A 19090-nucleotide genomic window follows, 5' to 3' on the forward strand; every position below is an offset into this window, starting at 1 on the left:
GCAGCACAACCAACCAAAACCAATGCAATGCAAGACGAAACCACAATTATAAATTATGGAATACTGGCTTCCATAGCATGGAATAGTAATAAATGGGCAGCAGAGCCATCTAAAGAAGACTTAAGGACTTCAAAATATGAGTATGTAAAGGAAAATGCCCATATGCACGAAAGCCTGAACTTTGGGCATGACATTTTACCTATAGAAGATGATGGCTATTACATAGGCTATACTCCTATGTTCAGAAAACAACCGAGTGAAAACAAAACAAGAAATATTCAGATTGTTTTCTTTTTCAGTTCCGACTATAAAAACTCCAACCGTAAATCAATAATAGGCTTTTATGGTAAACCTGAAATTGGTGAGATATTTGACAGAACAGCAAAGCACCCTTTGTATAAAAAATACAGCGAAGGCAATATTATGGCCTATCCTGAAAACATCATTTACTTTGATAAACCTATCATAATAGACAATGAATTTGTAATTAAACATAATCTTTTACCTGACGACAGAAAAATTGGCCTTCAGGGCTTTAATTACCTCAACTCAGATAATGTATATAATTTTATAAAGCTGGCTTTAGGCTTAAACCCCAACAATGTTAAGCTAAAAACGTTTGTTCAAAATTTCCCTCACATCGTAGGATTAGACAAAGAGGAATTTGACGTTTTAGATTATACCGAATTAATAGGCGACACCTCAGCCGATACACTATCAGAAATTGCAAAACTGGAAAAGAAAATGAAAAACCAGCTGCCGGGTGTTAAGCAAAGAGTATCATCATATATAGAGCGGGGCGCAATTTCAACTAAAATCAAGAAGCATTGCAATTATAAATGTTCGGTATGCGAGGCATTAGGAATGCCTACAAATTCCTTCACAAAAAGCAATGGAGAACCGTATATTGAAACCCACCACGTTGAACCGGTATCAACATTAAATTCAGGTGTATTAGGAGTAGCTAATCTAATGACAGTTTGCGCTAATCATCACAGGCAATTGCACTTTGGCAATGTTCATTTACTCGACAACAATAAAGAGTATTTTGTTTTCAATATTGACGGTGATGAGGTGAGGATAAAGAAGGTAAAATTATCACAGTAAATTAAAACAGGTAAAATTACCTGTCATAGAGAATTTTAAACTATAAATTTATTAGGAGATTTAAAAGAAATATAATGGACATACCTATTAATAATGAACGGGAATTCCTTTCATATATGGAAAGTTTAATAACCATAGAAAAAAACAATTCGGAATTTGCATTGATTGTAGCGGGGAATAGTGAGAATAGATATCTAATTAATTATGATTTTAAATTTCCACTAAGTAAAGAGGCTAAAAATGCTTTAAAGGCTGCCAAATTAACACGGGTATGGAAAAATTATAACTTCAAAATTAATAATTGCGTTTTTACAAAAGAAGTCAATATAAATTTTGACCATAAAGATATCACTTTCGAAAATTGTAATTTTGATGAGAATATTATTTTTAATGACTATGATGGGATATTAACATTTGCTAACTGTAATTTTAAAGAAGGATATGAAGTAAATGCTCAAGACACTATCTTCAAAGGCAAAATTCGTTTCAGAACTTGTCATTTTAAAGGCAATGTAAACTTCAGGAATACTACATTTAATGAACTTGCTGACTTTTGGCGATGTACATTCTACAACAAAACCATATTCTATAAAACAGATTTTAAAAATATTGTAGTATTTTCTGCAGTAATATTTAAAGAAAATGTTCTTTTCACATATTCATTAATCGATAAGCTATTACTGCTTCGAGGTGCAAAAATGCAAAAGGGATTAGATTTGTCTTTGGCAATAATTACTGGTAAATTAGGTCTGTTCGATTTTAATCTAAACGATTATAAAACTACAATCACGTCTACAGAAGAACAATATGAAACCTTCGTTTCAGAAACTGCCAACATACCGGTAAAAAATAAAAGAGAAACGTTCAGAATCCTCAAAGACAATCTCGAATCTCAGAAAAATTTAGCAGAATCATTAAAATTTAAAGCAATAGAAAAAGACATTCTTTCACATGAATTAAAACATGAAACTTTTAGCGCATCCATTTTTTTGGACAGAGCAAATTTGTTTTTTAATTGGTTATCTAATAACCATGGAAATTCTTATGGCAGAGCATTCTTATTCATCTTAGGATTTGGATTGTTTTTCTTCTATTTTTCATTAATATCATTAGATTTATTTTCTTTTACATTAGACTATAAAGAATGGGCTTTTAATGAGAGTTTTAGATATTATATGGAATTTTTGAACCCTATCCATAAATTTGACTATCTAGGAGAAGACATCACGCTTTCAAAAAGATTTTACGTTTTAGATTTTTTAGGGAAAACGTTTGTAGGCTACGGCATTTATCAGTTTATCCAAGCATTTAGAAAATATAAATAATGACCAAACAACCGGAATACATATTAGAAGAAAACTTAGTAAACCAGCTTGTAGACTTAGGATATAAAAAGGTAATCATTAAAGATGAAGCCGAACTTATAGCTAACCTTAAAACCCAGCTGGAAAAACATAATGCTACTACCCTATCAGATTACGAGTTTAAGCAGGTATTAAACCACCTTGCTAAAGGCAATATTTTTGAAAAGGCCAAAACTCTGCGCAATAAGGTTGCCTATACTAAAGACGATGGTAATACGGGTTATATCGAACTGGTAAACCAACTTCAGTGGTGTCAAAACCAGTATCAGGTTACACACCAAATCACGATGGATGGTATGTATAAAAACCGTTATGATGTTACCATACTGGTTAACGGCCTCCCATTGGTTCAGGTAGAACTTAAACGCCGTGGCTTAGAGCTTAAGGAAGCTTTTAACCAAACAGGGCGTTATGAAGGACAAAGTTACCACAGTGGTAGCGGGTTGTTTGGCTACGTGCAGCTGTTTGTTATCAGCAACGGGGTAAATACTAAGTATTATGCTAATGCACCGCTAAACCAACGCAGCTTTAAGCAAACTTTCTTTTGGGCAAATCCTGACAATAGCAAAATTACCCAGCTGCAGGATTTCGCCAATGTATTCTTAGAGCCGTGCCAACTCAGTAAAATGATAACCAAGTACATTGTACTTAATGAGTCGGCTAAGATATTAATGGCCTTGCGCCCCTATCAGTACTATGCTGTAGAGGCTATTGTAGAGCGTGTAAAGACGACTACTAAATTTGGTTATATATGGCATACCACCGGCTCAGGTAAAACACTTACCTCTTTTAAAGCCAGCCAAATACTCACTAACCTCGATGAGGTACATAAAGTAGTATTTGTTGTAGACCGCAAAGACCTGGACTATCAAACCATAAAAGAGTTTAACTCCTTTAGCGATGGCAGTGTAGATGGTACGACAAATACAAGCGCACTGGTAAAGCAATTTGGTAATGATACCAAGCTTATAGTTACAACCATACAAAAACTAAACACAGCGGTACTTAAAGAACGTCATTTAACCCATATGGATAAGCTGAAGGATAAGCGCATAGTGTTTATTTTCGACGAATGCCACCGTAGCCAGTTTGGCGATACCCATAAGCGTATTAAAGAGTATTTCACCAATGCTCAGATGTTCGGGTTTACCGGTACACCAATATTTGCACCAAACGCCGCTAAGAATGACCACGGTAAACGCACGACCAAAGACCTTTTTGAAGACTGCCTTCACAAGTATGTTATTACCGATGCCATTCGTGACCAAAATGTACTGAAGTTTAGCATTGAATATATAAGCACCTTTAAAGGAAAAGAAGGTGTTGAAGATATTAACGTAGATGACATTGACCGCGCTGAGGTTATGGAAGCCCCAGAGCGGCTTAATGCTGTTGCCGATTATATAATAGCCAACCACAGCCGCAAAACGCATAACAGGGCATTTACGTCGATATTTTGTGTTCAGGATGTAAATTCGCTTACCCGCTATTACGACCTGCTAAAAAAGAAAAAAGATGAAGGCAAACACAATTTAAAGATTGCGACCATATTTTCTTATGAGGCGAATCCCGATATAGATGATAGCGATGCAAATGGCTTTGTAGAAGAAGAAAGTCTTTCATTTTTAGGCGAACCCGAAACACGTTACGGCATACACCCGCGTGAAAAGTTAGAAAGCTACATAGCCGATTATAACGGTATGTTCAGTACCAACTATAGTACTAATGAATTTTACCAGTATTACAACGACATTGCAAAACGCGTAAAAGCCAAACAGGTAGATATATTGCTTGTGGTAAATATGTTCCTTACCGGGTTTGACAGCAAAATACTTAACACCATTTATGTAGATAAAAACCTGAAATACCACGGGCTTATACAGGCGTATTCGCGTACTAACCGTATTTTAAACGAAGTTAAATCACAGGGTAATGTAGTTTGTTTCCGTAATCTAAAAGAAGCCACAGATAAAGCCATAGAGCTTTTTGCAAATAAAGATGCTGTTGAAGTAATATTACTTAAGCCATATGAGAACTATGTGGATAGTTTTGAGAAAGCCGTAGAAAAGCTTTTAGCAATAGCCCCAACGGTTGACAGCATTAATAACTTACCAAGCGAAGAGCAGGTACTAGAATTTGTTACCGCATTCAGGGAACTAATGCGTATTAAGAACGTTCTAAACACTTTTACAGAATTTACCTTTGATGATTTGCCTATCACTGAGCAGGATTTTGAAGACTACAAAAGCAAATATCTTGACATTAGGGATACAGTTAAGAATGAAAAGGAAAAAGTATCTATACTAAATGATATTGATTTTGAGCTGGAATTAATTCACCGCGATGAAATCAATGTGGTATATATCCTTAACCTATTGGTTAAACTCAAAGAAACAACCAGTAAAGCCGAACGCGAAAAGCAGGAAAAGGTTATCAGTGACATTATGGCTTCAGATATTCAGCTAAGGAGCAAGAAAGAACTTATTGAAAAGTTCATACTTCAAAACCTGCCAAATATTGAGGACACCTCTAACCTTACAGATGAATTTGAAAGTTATTGGAATTTAGAAAAGCTCAGAGCTATTGAACATTTGGCTACAAATGAGAACCTCAGCTTTGACAGATTGCAGGTTTTGGTAGGCCGATACCTGTTTACGCAAAAAGCCCCTCTAAGGGAAGATATTATTGAAGTAATGAACGAACGCCCCGGACTTAAAGACCGTGCCACTGTTACGCAGCGGGTGCTAGATAAAATTGTAGATTTTGTAGAAACCTTTATAGATGGGATGTAAATGAGTTTTTTAAATTTAACCAACTAACATAAGTATGAATAGAGTAGAACAAATACTTAAATCAATTGTAAAAGACAAGAGCTTAGTAAAATGGCATAATAACTGGGGCTATTACATACAAGTTCCTTTTGCTGAAATAAATATGATAGGTTTAATCGATAAAAGCAATCATTATGAATTAACTTTATATTTTGGAGATACACAAAGTCAAAGCCGTGCTTTTTATGCCACAAATCCTAAAATTGAACGTCTTTCAAAAGATTTGTCAGTACATGGAAACTTTCATTTTTCAAGTGCTTTTGGTAAAGGATTAATTTGGTTTGAAAGTGATATTAATCCAAAAGATTACATTAATTTTTGGAGAGGAAACACACAGTTATTACATCGACATAACGTTAGTGATGCAAGAAAATTGATTACTCAACTCAAAAAAGATGGAGTAATAAAACTAAGTAGTAATAAGACCAATGAATTAAATAATAATATATATCATAAAAATTATTCAGTTTTAAATATTAATGCTGGATTAGGTATAATTTATAAAATACCAAAAACCAAAATAGAAAACGGTAGCCTTTCGGAATTAAGAAAGCTATTGATTACTAAAATAAATGAGGGGCTAAGCATTATTGATAAGGATGCAAACAAATTTTTAAATGAAGGCGACCCAATAGGGTTATAAAACATATAATATGAAAGTTGAGGAACTAAAAAAATATAAGGATAGTTTATATACATCGCTATCAAGAGATTTAGATGCTTTTGAAAAAAACTTTATTTTAATCGCTTCAGGATTACTTGCATTTTCTATCACCTTTATTAAGGATATTGTAAAAATAGAAGGTGCACTCTGCCTATGTTTATTATTTTTAGGATGGCTGTTTATTTTAGCAGCTGTTGGAGTAATGATGTATGCATTTTTATCTTCTGTTAATGGCAGTAACAAATTATGGAAAATAACTGATGATTTTATCATTGCCAATACTTTATATAATCCAACAACGCCTTTAACAATTAATCAGGCAACGACTATTAAGAATGATATTAATAAAGAGTTTTATAAAATAAAAAATAGGCTAAAATGGATAAGAGCTATTGCTGTGGCTTTATTCTTAATTGGAGTCTTCTCATTTGGAGCTTTTGTAAGCATAAATCTTTATAAAGAGAATAATCCAAACAAAACAAAATCAACTGATAAGTCAAAAAGTAAAACAGAAATTATTGTTGAGAAAGCTACAATAACTACTTCTGACAGTGTAATAATAAAAAATCCTATAGTACAACCTCAAGTACAAACGTCATCGCAACCTAATCGTTCAAATGCTAATTCTACTCGATAATAATTTTATTAAATAATAACTAGGGTTATGTTTGTTAGTCATTGCTAAATATGGAAAAACCGTTTATAGAAATAGATGCCGATAATATTATATTGCATCCACAAGAGGCACATCCTATTGAGGGGTTTAAATTTTCTGTAAATGAAGAAACAGGGAAACAATTCCCTTATTGCTGTGAAACTCATACCACTGTATATAATAGGGCTTTAAAATGGTTTGATAGGTTTCCTAATTGCTGTGAAGGACACCGGAAATTTGCAACAAAACCTTTCTTCAGAAAATCAATTTACAATGGTGTAGCGGAGCGTATAATCAATCAATGTTCTTACACTATGACAATGATTGAAAACCGTATAAATAATGAAGATTGGTATGAAGATATAACCGACTATCTTGAGTACAATATAAAATGTTTCGGCCAACCGGCAGCAGGGCTACATATCTACATTGATTATGTTTCTGCAAACATCAACAACGATAAGATAATTTCAGATATTAGTAAACAGGAAAAGTTACAGCAATATTTAGACACATACTTTAACCCGGAAGAAAAAAAACAAAAGGAAAAAACAGACTTCAACGTTCTTTACGAAACATACCAAAAGTGGCTAAAGATATTTCCCTTTGAAATAAGCTTTTTTACTCATTTGAAACCTCAGTTTGAAAAGACAATTCCTTTTTTACGTGGAGAAGGAAAAACGAACCGTTATACTGGGTTAACGATTTTTAAACCACATACCAAGCGAAGTCTTATAGATACATTAATAGAACTAACAAATACAATAATAAGTCAGCTTAATACCCACTATTTATATAACAAAGGTGCTTTAAACGAACCCGAACGGATTAGGTTGGAACTAACTCTTAGTAAACGTAAATTAAAGCTAAGCAAAGGCTATATTAATAAATCGGCTACAGAAGAACAACGCTATCGTAAAATATTAAAAGAATGGCTTTCTGACGAAAAGAAATTCATTGACGAAATAACACTTCAGTTAAAAGCAATGCCTGTAAATACTCTACAAATTGAGGATTCAAAAGCTAATATTAGTAATGATGAAATTATCAACTGGTTAGAGCTTTTCGACGAAATTAAGCCTGAAGAGCCTATTAAACCCAATGCTTATAAAACATCAACGTATGAGCAAAAGGGAAATTATTTTTCAGAAGCATCATTTAATTTGACTTTGCAATATCTTACTGATTTCAAGAAACAAACATCATTCTTATCTAAGGCAAGAAAACTGCAATACATTGATGCGCTAAACTTAGCGAAGCCAAGTATTAGCTATTTAGAAAGTCCGCATTTCAATCAGGTTACATTCAATGCCCAAAGCAATTATTACGAATTTATACAAGAATATAAAAAGTCTTTAACCAATCCTGAAGAAGATAATAATAAGAATGCCACTTGTATTATCAATGCAGAAGAAAGCAAAACTTTACTTTTAATCAAAAGCCATATTGAAGCTATAGATAATAATGGTTGGCAGTACTCATTTCAAAATGAAAATGATTACAAGACATTTACATCCCTTTTAACAGCTTATTTTGAGCAAATCGAATATACATTACCTGTTGAGGCTATAAGGCTTAAAAGAGGCTGTAAAACTAGATTAGCGAAGGCTTTTCACGGAATATTAAAGGAACTTGGCAATAAGGATAAGCTAAATCAGGAAACGGAGTATTTTGATATTATCAGAAAGCTAAATCATTTTGAAAAAGAAAAAGATTTATACAAAGCCATCACAAGATAAATCCAAATAAAAAGTAATAAAAAGGGTAACCCATAAAACCCACCTTTTTACCCATAAAACCCACACCTACTATTGCAGTACATAATTCAAAAATACTGCAAAAATGGAACAGGTTTTAACCTTTGAACAATTACCCAAAGCGGTAACGATGCTAACCCAACAAGTTAGCGAACTAAAACAACTATTGCTGGAGAGCCGCCAGCTAAATACTTCCATCTCCCAACCCGAGCAGCTTTTAAACATTCAGCAGGCAGCAGAATTCTTAAATCTTACTGTTGCTACAATGTACACGAAAGTAAGCAAAGGTGAACTGCCAGTAATGAAGCGTGGAAAACGCCTTTATTTTAGTCAAACTGAATTGCTGGAATATCTTAAGACCGGCCGCAAAAAAAGCTATGCTGAGGTACAGGCTGAAGCTGCCAACTACCTAAAAAAGAAAGGAGGCTATAATGGCTAAAACCACCAATACCTCCTTTATTTCTTTGAATAAAACGCAACCCAAAGATAATGAAAAGTTAAGCAAAAGTATTGAATTAAACCCTCAATTTGAGCCCTTAAACAATCCGGAAACATTTAAAGACCATGTAAAACTACTAGCAAAGAAACCGGACGTGTTACCTCATTATGAAATTTTACAGGAGCTTATTGAGCAGATTGAGCAGCTGGACTTTCATATACTGGCTTTTCCTGAAATTTTAAAATTGCGTGAAAAATTAGTTAATACAAAACCTGAAAGTGAAGAAGCAGATAACTTACGTAAACGAATTGATAAACACAAGATTAACAATAAGCATTTATTGGTTTTAAGTATTGAAAATTTAATTTCTATTGCTACAAGTAACCGATGGGGATTATGTAAAAACAATGATTTTATTTACCTGTATAATAGCACCTACTGGGCTGCTATCGAAGAACCGGTATTTCAAAAGTTTTTAGGAGAGGCAGCTGAGAAAATGGGTGTAACAAAATTTTCGGCGAGGTTTTACCAATTTAGGGAAAGCCTATTAAAACAGTTCCTTGCAACCGCTTATTTACCAAGCCCCAAAACTGATAACAGTAAAGTACTTATTAATCTTCAAAATGGCACATTTGAAATAAGTGGGAATGATTTACAATTACGCCCTTTTAATCACAATGATTTTATCACCTATCAACTCCCCTTTGATTATGACCCACAGGCCAAAGCACCCCTGTTTGAGAAGTACTTAAATACCGTCTTGCCCGATATACAACGTCAAAAAGTATTAGCCGAATACCTGGGTTATGTGTTTATAAAAAATGGCTCAAATGCAGTAAAGGAAGAAAAGGCACTAATCTTATATGGAACTGGAGCAAATGGCAAATCGGTTTTCTTTGAAGTGGTTAGTGCTTTACTAGGTACTGAAAACACGAGTAATTTTTCATTGCAAAGCTTAACCAATGATAACGGTTATTTTAGGGCTGCTATTGCTAATAAACTGGTAAACTATGCTAGTGAGATAAATGGTAAGCTGGATGCTGCAATATTCAAACAGTTAACATCCGGCGAACCTGTTGAAGCCCGACATCCTTATGGCCGTGCATTTCAAATATCACAATACGCAAAATTAATATTCAACTGCAATGAATTACCAAAAGATGTAGAACAAACTAATGCGTTCTTTAGAAGGTTTCTAATAATACCTTTTGATGTAACCATACCAACAGAACAACAGGACAAGCAGCTCCATACCAAAATTATCGAAAATGAATTATCAGGTGTCTTTAACTGGGTATTAGATGGACTTAACAGACTTTTAGAACAAAAACGATTTTCTGATTGTGATGCGGCGCAAGTTGCTGTTGAACAATATAAAACGCAATCAGATAGTGTAAAGATGTTTGTTGATGAAAATGGTTTTATCAAAAGTGCAGCCCAGTACAAGCTTATAAAAGAACTGTACCAAGAGTATCGCTCTTTTTGCAGTGAAGATGGTTTTATCCCTGTCAACAAAAGCAATTTCATTAAAAGATTGTCTGCAATTGAAATATACATAAACCGCATCAATATTGGCAATGTAGCTTATATTGAAAGTAAAGCTAATTTCTAATGAAACATTATATCTACAAATTAGAGAAAGGCAGTAAAAAGCATTTATGCCCGGGCTGTGGTAAGAAAAGCTTTGTCCGTTATCAGGATACCGAAGAGCAGAATTATATCCCGAAACAATATGGCCGTTGTGACCGTGAAAGCAAATGCGGGTATCATATTAACCCTTATAATGATGGCTATGTTAATAAGGATAGTGAGCAGCGAGATTACAATGAGGCTAGGCAGAAACAATACGCGCACGCACGTGGGGCAAAACAAGAAAAAACAGATGCTCCTGTATATATCCCTAATGAGATTTTAAATCAAACTCTTAAAAATTATGGACAAAATATTTTCATACAAAACCTACTCAAAAACATTCCATTTCCTTTTGAAGAAGAGCAAATTAATAAGGTTATATCAATGTATTATTTAGGTACTGTTAGCAATGGGTATAGAGCTGGAGCTATAACCTTTCCGTTCATTGATTTTGATGGAAACGTGAGAGCAATTCAGGTAAAGCAATTCGACGAAAACAATCATACTAGAGGTACAGACTTTTTGCATTCAATAATAGAAAAACATCATAACAAAAACAATTTGCCACAACCGGACTGGTTGCCAAAATATATAAAACAAGACAAACGCATTAGCTGCCTTTTCGGCGAACATTTATTAAAGAGATACCCACTTAACCCTATTGCATTAGTTGAAGCTCCTAAAACAGCTGTATATGGCTCATTGTATTTTGGATTACCCAATAACCAAAATAATTTTATTTGGTTGGCTGTGTATAATAAAAGTAGCTTCACATTTGATAAACTAAAAGAGTTAAAAGGGCGTGATGTATTTGTTTTTCCTGACTTATCTAAAGATGGCGAAACATTTAAAGAATGGAAACGAAAAGCTGAGTTTATTGAAAAACAACTTCCGGGAACACGATTTATTTTTTCTGATTTACTTGAACAGTTTTCGCCGAAAGACAACCGCGATGATGGATGCGATATAGCAGACTTTCTAATAAAATTAGACTGGCGAAATTTTAGAGTTAAAGAATTAAAAATTGAGAATGAACAGGAGTTAGCCATAATAGAACCGAGTGAAAAAAGTGAAAAGAATGAACCTTTAGAAACAACTTTTTTTTATCTATCTGAGCAGTTCCTTGAGCAAGATGATATTAATGATTTTATAACCAAAGAAAAGCCTGATTGGAATACTGAAATAAAAGACCTTGAAGAATTCTTTAAACCACCTTTACCACCAATGCTGCCATTAAAGTCTAATCATTATATCATTTCCGACATGGATAAGATGATTAAAAGTCACCTTTCCATAGTTAAGTCAAATAACGGAAATACTATATACCGACCTTACCTTGAAAGGTTACAGGAATTGAAACATTATGTAATAACAACAGCTGACCGCAAATAGCAAAGTTCCTTAATAATTTAGGTTATAAAAATTAAATATCATGCCAAAACAAAGCACCTTCCCCACCCTCTTTGACGATGTTCTACAGTTACAAATAAGTAAATTAAAAGAATGGGGATATTTAAACCCCGAACAGCATATTCGAGGTACAGTAAACTGGAGTACTAATGGAAACTCAGTTGGTAGTATCTCTATCGCGATTAACACAAGCGTAAACCAACCTTATATTGAACTTGATTACAAGTACAGGGATGAACCTAGAAATTATAAGGTGTTTCTAATTACCAAACTCAGTAATTTAGGTAAAGGCGAATTATGGTTTTTCGTTTGTCCACATACCGGCAAGCTCTGCCGCAAGCTTTATTCAATCATTGGTTATTTTTTACATCGCGATGCTTTTAAAGGGATTATGTATGAAAGTCAAATCCAAAGCAAAAAATGGCGTGACATGGATAAATTCTATGGTTCTTACTTCAAAGCGGAAAAACTTTATGAGCAGCTATATAAAAAGCATCTTAAAAAAACGTATGCCGGTAAACCCACAAAGAAATATGCGAAGCTAATAGCTGAATTACAGAAAAGTGAAAGTTATACGATAGATGATATTGAGAGGATGTTTATCACATAATTTGTAAATTGCTTAAAAAATAAGTGATGACAAAAAAACTCACTGTACTACTTGGTGCTGGCTTTTCTGCTAATGCTGGTATGCCTGTGGCAAGCACCATTGCCAGTTATTTTAATAGAGATTTGAAAGAAAAATTATTGTGCTTTTCGTCAAGTGAATGGATGTGGGCAGATAACAAAGACGATGCTTCATTAAATAATGGTCGTTTAAATTTTGACTGGCTACCTTATTCATATGTTCTAAATGAATTGGTTAAACAATATATTAATGAGAGAGAAGAATTAAATAACTACGAAGATTTTTACCAGTATGTAATTGACATTTCTAAAGATAAAAATCTACTAACAGAAGTTTTTGAAAAAGGAAAAGCAGAATTATTAATTGACAAGCCTCATTTAAACGACCAATTAGAAGGCTATAATGATTATTATGACAGCTATATATTTGCCTTTACTAAAAAACAGTATCAAAAATTAACTGATATAATAAATTATTTAATTGCTGATATTCTTAATATTCAAATTTCTGACGAAACAATATTTGAAACATATTCAGATTTTATTGAATATTTAAAACGTTTTGATGAAATTGATATTTTTACTTTAAATCATGATATTTTATTAGAGAGGCTCTTAAGAATGTCAGGAATGGAATATAGTCGCGGCTTTAATAAAAATAATTCTCCAATACATGCTAATGGCAAATCGATTGAATTCTACAATGGTAACTTTGATAAGAAAATTAGAATTTACAAGTTGCATGGTAGTTTAGATTTATACAGATTTGACCACCATACACAAAATGTAAATGTTTATCAACGAACCGGAGCTTATGATTATTTTTTGACTACAAACTATTATGATAAGCATCGTGTAGAAAGAGTTAATCCTGAAACAGGTGAAGTTTTACAAGAATACAATTTCGATATAGTACCCAAATTTATTACAGGTACAAACAAAACAGAAATAATTAGTGCTGATAATATGTATAAGCAGTTGTTTGATATATATGAACAAACAATTGCAAAAACAGAAAATTTATTAGTTTCCGGTTATTCATTTTGTGATGAACACATAAACACTAGTTTAAAAAAAAATGAAAATCTCACTTTTATAAATCACCGAAGAAGCAAAGATTATCCATTTTCTGATAATGGTAAAAATATTACTTACTTTGAAGAGTTACTTTAATATTTTTAATTTAATCGATTCCTAATCTTTTATGCATTTCTCGCCATTCTTTTCCAAATTCGATAATTTCTAATGCTGCTTTCCGCTTATCTTCGGGTAAGCATTGAATACAGGTTTGGTATTGAATGCCTTTGTAATTTTCTTTACATTTTGGACATAATTCCATATTGTATAAGTCGAAACTACCGGCACATTTTCGACAAGCAGTTATTGTATCTTCAAATGAAAGATACTTAATATTGTCATCTAAATATTTTAAAAAAGCCTCTTTCTCAATCGTTTCTGAGTCTTTATCTTTTGCACATTCTCTTTGCATCCAATACCTAACATTTGATAGGTTATTCTTATTTCTCCATTTATCCTTAGATACAAAGCATTTATCTCGTACTTCATAAGCATCTTCATTTTCATAAAAAATAGTTATAAGCTCATCTACCGTTCTATAAATAGCTTCATCAAATTCATGTTTACAATCTGCGCAATAATATTTTGGAGTTTTCCTAACCCTTGTATTAGGATTTTTGTTTTTGCAATTAGGGCATAAAGGAACTGGCTCATAATCATACTTTTTTAGAAGATAATTACTAAACTCAGATTTATCAACTATCGAGTTTTCTCCGATATATTCATTTGTATACTCTCTAGTCGTTTGTCTTTTGTATTCAGAAAACTTTCTTGGATGAGAAAGATGCTGAAGGGTTAATACATCTTTACTACTACATATTTCGCATTTCTCTTTAATGAATTTAGACCTTCTTTCTTTCCAGTCTTTTGTATGCCAGGAACGTTGTCCTTCTTTGAAATCATTCCAGAAATCAGCTTTTGCGCTCTCTAGTGAAATTTCGCTATTTGCTAATCTATCTCTTAACTCCAAAAGTTCGTTATATGTCATCATACTAATTACTTCTCTTATTCGACAAAAAAATTATAATCATATATTTGTTTAACTAAATTACTTAAATAATTGATATTTAAAAACTTTCAAAGAAATGACAGATGAAGAAATAACAACAAAAATTAATGAGTATAGAGAAAGAGAAATTAGATGGACAGATAACTCCCTTTCTCAATTATCATTTTTTAATAGTTTACTATTAACTTTAGGTGTAGGCTTCTTATCGTTCAGTTATGAGAACTTTTTCAAAGAAAAAACGTCTTTTTCAATTTGCAATCTTGATTGGAATTTGACCTTTACGGCTATTTCTATCTTTTTTATTTTTCTTTCAATATACTATGGTCTGATTGTTTCGATTAATCGTTTGTACAGTTTTCGTATAACAAGGTATATTAATCGAACAAGACATCTCATTATGAAACATTCAGGATTACCAATGCCGGAAGGAACTACAAAAGAATTTAACAAGGTGCGAAAATTGTTTCTAACTTTTGAAGTAATGATTGGCTATCCAAAAATTACATTTGAACAATGCAAAACATATAAAATTCTCGACAATAAAGAAGAAGTAAAATCTAATTTTAATGAATTAAGAAATATAGCTCATAATTTAGGAATCAATACATGGAGAAATACTAATTATCAAATTGTAACTTTCTTTCTTAGTGTTTTCTTTTATATTTTGTCCATACTTTTCAATTAATAACATTTACCCCTTTTTATTCAATTTGTACCTTATTTGTACCTTGTAACAATTAAACCCTTGTAAATAAAGGAAAGTTAGATTTTGTATCGGGAAGTAAGAAGGTATAAAAAACACAAAACGACTTTCTAAAAAACACGTTAAATCACTACTCACCAACAATGTAGTGATTTTTTTAATCCCAAAAACTTTCGTTTTATTTGCGCAACTTTGTTCTGATTTGTACCTCCCTTGTACCTCGAAAATGATTTTAACATTGAGGTACAAATGACCGGACAAATTATGGCAAAGTTTGGAACGTGCTGGCACATAAGAGCACGCCGGGACACTTTGTGGCACGCCAAATTATAAAATGAAATGAGTTCAAATATCTGGATTGAAAAAGCATGTGAATAATGTAGGAAAATATTCACATCTAAGACTACAAAGACACGTTATTGTGACCTAAAGTGCAATAGGAGGGCCTACAAGGCCATTCAGAGGGAAGCGAAATTACAATCAAAAAGCTGGGACGCAGGACCATTGTCAAGAGGTCAGATGTCAATACGTATTTCGAATTTCCGGATATAACAATTCCTGACAGCAAGCTCCCTTACCTGAATGACTGTTACACCGTCAATGAAATGCACGAAAGGTTTGATATCTCTAACGGAGCCCTGTATAATCTCATCAGGAGGGAGCAGATTCGCAGGTTTGTCAAGGTAGAAATAATAGCTGCCAAACTTGACGAAAAATGATCGGAATGATTGTGGTTGACATATCTCAATCGCGACTTGAAAGTGATTGGCGGCGCTCGGGTTTTCTACAAAAAATTTTTACAGATGTTGAGCAGCAATACATCATTGACGCAACTGATCCTGAAATTTTGGTATGGCTTCTATGGAGCATGAAGGAAGCCGCCTATAAAATCTATAACAGGCAGGCCGGAATAAGGTCGTATATACCTAAAATTAGGCTGTAAAATTTTATTTAAAGGAAGCGCGGATTACACCGGGTTGGTAGTATGCTATAATAATCTATTTTATACTTCAACTGTTATAATTGGCGATAGCTTACATACCGTAGCTGTCAGGTTTTTGTCTGACTTGGAGAAAATTGTAGAAGTAGATAAAAAATTTATAATAAAAAAGGTAATGGTGTTTCCTACTTGTACAATAGTCTTAGAAATATATATCAGGACGCTTAAGTTAGCAACCGCGGGCGGTATGAAAAAATAGTAATCCTACGACTAATTTAACGAATAGATCTGATCCATTAAAATAAAATTCAGGTTTAAATCTTTTTCCAGAATTCAACGAGCGGGGTTTTATTCATTCTTCAGGCTTATCATGTAACAATTGTTAAACTTTTTTTATCCCGGAATCGTTTCGTTAGTACACTTCTGAACAATGTATTTGCTTTGTTGGTTAATCCAATTGTATAATTATTAATTACAAATTTAAAGATGGTTAAAACAATTTATATGTTTTAATCTTATCCAGTGATTCAAACCATTCAATTTAAATCCTAGTCCTAGATACTTGCATTAATTTTTTTTTCTTGATTTCGATAGACAGTATAATTACTCTTTACATTGTATAAAATAGCTTCTATAAATTTCATTATAAAGGTTATAAAAATTAGAATAAATAAGATAGCTAAATTTCATGATTGATTGGAATTATAACTAAAATTTAAAGTTAGACGATTAAAAAGTTTCTATATGCTAGGTAATCATTGTAAGATATTTAGCCGTAAAAATTTGCAATCTGTCGACTTACAGTTCTTGGATTATTTTTTCGAGAATATTAAATTTGATTATAAAAAAATGGCTGTTCGATATTTCGAACAGCCACTACGTTTATAGACCTAAGCTATTAATTTAATCTAAGCTTTAATTGGCTTGATATCTTATTGCAGTTGCTATTCGTGTCACCTGTCCAGTAGTATTTTGTGTTACGTAAAAGGCAAAGGTATCACCAGCATTAATAACCACACTTTCATTACTAAAGCCCGTCGTACTGACATTAATGGCACTACTTGTAGGTACCGTAATCGTAACACCAGTTGCTACGTTATTTATGTAAAGCGTAACCGTTATATTAGGGGCAGCACTAAACACCTATTAGCAAATCATAGTCGCTTTCGAACTGATCGACCTGATCGCTATCTCACTCACTGATATTTTGGCATATCACTATCCGACCTGATAAGGAAATTCCCCCAACCAGCAGATGACAGATTTTGAACAGATCTTTTTTTTAAGGCAAGCTGTAGTGATTGGAGAAGAAACAGGCACGTGCCTTACATAAAAATGTTAATAAACCCGCTAAGTCACTGATATACAAAACTCCATTCTTCTTAGAATATCCTTCTCCAATCCTGAAATAACAAGTTGTAAAATCATAGATAGAGAACTAGGCCCGGCACGATTTATATAAATATTTGTTAATTAGACTACATGCCGCTACATCGATATATTTCGCATTCCATTAAATCTTTATATTTGAGTAACGATACTAAACTACGAGTAAAAATATATCTTTCTACAATACATGGCCAGGGAAATAAAAGCGATACAATGCCCTAAATGCGGCTCCACACAAAAAGTGGAAATCAGGACAGATTATTACAGGTGCACGAATTGCGATACCGAATATTTTCTGGATGATGATGACATCACCATTACCCATAATGTAAACTATAATCCTGCCCACACCGGACACATACCCCTCAAAAGGCCTGCAGCGGTTATAGGCGTTGTGTTTTTAATTATTATTATCGGTTTCTTGCTGACCTTTTGGTTAACAGGCAGTTCATCAGAGTCGCCTGATACCATGGTGGGCATCGGTAAACCGGATACCGAATACAGCTGGAGGGATCACGATGTTGTGGCTTTTACGGATGAAAACAATATGCCAATTTTACTGATGTTTGGGCAGCGGGACATAACAACAGGTGATGATACTTCAAAATCGGCTAAGTATGCCATCTATTACGACTTTTTATCCGGTAAAGAAATAAAGGCGGAGCGCTTTGAGATACCCAAAGCGGAACGCGAAAATTTTGTTTTTAAGACCTTTACCAATGGTGATACCTACGCCATAGTAAATAACATGCTACTATACAAACTAGACAAGCGCTCGATGAGCCTCAAACCAGTTACAGCATTACATAAAGAGCATCCAGAGCTGGCTGCCGGCATCGCAGATTACGATTTTATAAATGAAAATTATGGCGACGGGATGAAGCTGCTTACCAACGACGGTAAAAATTATTCTTATTTTCCCATTGCTAACGTTGTATATGATAAGGACCAGGTGCGGCAAGCAGAGCGTTCACTGTCCATTAAAGATCCCAAAGCCAAAACAAGGACATTTTTGGACTTTAGCTTAGCCAGTACAAGTTTCCCGGATGAAAAAATTCAGCTTTATAAGTGGGCACAAAAGGATAATTTGGGAGGCCCTAATGACTGGACATATTTTGAATGGAGCAGCTATTACGGCCACAACGGGAAGCTTATAAAACAGCCGTTCAGGGGGACTGGCGACCTACTTATTGATTATAAGGACCTCACCCCCGGCAGGTTATATTTTTCGCCAAAAATGCTTTATTATGATAAGGACTATATCCTAATCAGTATGAATACAACTGCCGGCAAAAATGCCAAGGTGGCTTTACAGTGCCTTGATGCCAAAACGGGTGAGATCGTGTTTACTTATCCCTTCAATGAAGACGTTTATTTGGATGAAAATGCTATCAGGTATAAAGACGGCTTTGTGGCATTTTCCGGCATGTTTGCCGTGGCCGTGGATATGGAGGGTAAATTGGTTAAAGAATTTAAACTATTATAA

Annotated in this window: 14 protein-coding genes and 2 pseudogenes; 14 read left to right on the forward strand and 2 right to left on the reverse strand. The window is 33.6% G+C overall.

Features of this window, described 5'->3' with window-relative positions; translation table 11 throughout:
* The first annotated feature begins 27 nt into the window (after positions 1 to 27).
* The 11 genes and pseudogenes from ALW18_02240 to ALW18_02290 all read left to right on the forward strand — a co-directional run bounded on the left by ALW18_02240 (position 28) and on the right by ALW18_02290 (position 13659).
* Positions 28 to 1107, forward strand: coding sequence for a hypothetical protein (locus ALW18_02240; GenBank protein ID AOE51445.1), 1080 nt, complete (start codon positions 28 to 30; stop codon positions 1105 to 1107).
* Positions 1108 to 1181: 74 nt separating this feature from the next.
* Positions 1182 to 2432, forward strand: a complete 1251-nt coding sequence (locus tag ALW18_02245) for a hypothetical protein (protein ID AOE51446.1) — start codon at positions 1182 to 1184, stop codon at positions 2430 to 2432.
* Positions 2432 to 5263, forward strand: a complete 2832-nt coding sequence (locus ALW18_02250) for a deoxyribonuclease HsdR (GenBank protein ID AOE51447.1) — start codon at positions 2432 to 2434, stop codon at positions 5261 to 5263. The genes ALW18_02245 and ALW18_02250 overlap by 1 nt, the downstream gene beginning before the upstream one ends.
* Before the next feature lie 34 nt (positions 5264 to 5297).
* Entirely contained in the window at positions 5298 to 5945 is a 648-nt protein-coding gene (locus ALW18_02255) for a hypothetical protein (GenBank protein ID AOE51448.1), read from the forward strand.
* Between the two features lie 10 nt (positions 5946 to 5955).
* On the forward strand, positions 5956 to 6603 hold the full coding sequence (locus ALW18_02260) for a hypothetical protein (GenBank protein AOE51449.1): 648 nt from the start codon (positions 5956 to 5958) through the stop codon (positions 6601 to 6603).
* 50 nt (positions 6604 to 6653) lie between these two features.
* Positions 6654 to 8360 (forward strand): hypothetical protein, encoded by a 1707-nt coding sequence (locus ALW18_02265; GenBank protein AOE51450.1) that lies wholly within the window; start codon positions 6654 to 6656, stop codon positions 8358 to 8360.
* Positions 8361 to 8463: 103 nt separating this feature from the next.
* Entirely contained in the window at positions 8464 to 8817 is a 354-nt protein-coding gene (locus ALW18_02270) for an excisionase (GenBank protein ID AOE51451.1), read from the forward strand.
* A 154-nt stretch (positions 8818 to 8971) separates the two neighbouring features.
* Positions 8972 to 10429 (forward strand): DNA primase, encoded by a 1458-nt coding sequence (locus ALW18_02275; protein ID AOE54278.1) that lies wholly within the window; start codon positions 8972 to 8974, stop codon positions 10427 to 10429.
* A pseudogene (locus ALW18_02280) lies at positions 10429 to 11502 on the forward strand (hypothetical protein). Before ALW18_02275 ends, ALW18_02280 begins: the two are co-directional and overlap by 1 nt.
* A 379-nt stretch (positions 11503 to 11881) precedes the next feature.
* A complete protein-coding gene (locus ALW18_02285; GenBank protein AOE51452.1) occupies positions 11882 to 12469 on the forward strand; it encodes a hypothetical protein in 588 nt (195 codons plus the stop codon).
* Between the two features lie 26 nt (positions 12470 to 12495).
* The gene (locus ALW18_02290; protein AOE51453.1) at positions 12496 to 13659 is read left to right on the forward strand and encodes a hypothetical protein; all 1164 of its coding nucleotides are present in this window, start codon (positions 12496 to 12498) and stop codon (positions 13657 to 13659) included.
* 10 nt (positions 13660 to 13669) lie between these two features.
* Here the strand turns inward: ALW18_02290 and ALW18_02295 are convergent, their stop codons facing one another.
* Positions 13670 to 14554: a hypothetical protein gene (locus ALW18_02295; protein ID AOE51454.1), complete on the reverse strand. Its 885-nt coding sequence runs from the start codon at positions 14552 to 14554 to the stop codon at positions 13670 to 13672.
* 94 nt (positions 14555 to 14648) lie between these two features.
* Between ALW18_02295 and ALW18_02300 the strand changes: the two genes are divergently transcribed.
* Both ALW18_02300 and ALW18_02305 read left to right on the forward strand, forming a co-directional pair.
* Positions 14649 to 15257, forward strand: a complete 609-nt coding sequence (locus tag ALW18_02300; GenBank protein ID AOE51455.1) for a hypothetical protein — start codon at positions 14649 to 14651, stop codon at positions 15255 to 15257.
* Between the two features lie 733 nt (positions 15258 to 15990).
* A pseudogene (locus ALW18_02305) lies at positions 15991 to 16291 on the forward strand (phosphopantetheinyl transferase).
* 839 nt (positions 16292 to 17130) lie between these two features.
* On the opposite strand, the gene ALW18_02310 reads toward ALW18_02305, so the two are convergent.
* Positions 17131 to 17358: a hypothetical protein gene (locus ALW18_02310; GenBank protein AOE51456.1), complete on the reverse strand. Its 228-nt coding sequence runs from the start codon at positions 17356 to 17358 to the stop codon at positions 17131 to 17133.
* A gap of 433 nt (positions 17359 to 17791) precedes the next feature.
* Here ALW18_02310 and ALW18_02315 point away from each other — a divergent pair, with 433 nt between their 5' ends.
* Entirely contained in the window at positions 17792 to 19090 is a 1299-nt protein-coding gene (locus ALW18_02315; GenBank protein ID AOE51457.1) for a hypothetical protein, read from the forward strand.

Origin of the sequence: Flavobacterium psychrophilum, assembly GCA_001708385.1 — a bacterium.
Lineage (GTDB): Bacteria > Bacteroidota > Bacteroidia > Flavobacteriales > Flavobacteriaceae > Flavobacterium > Flavobacterium psychrophilum_A.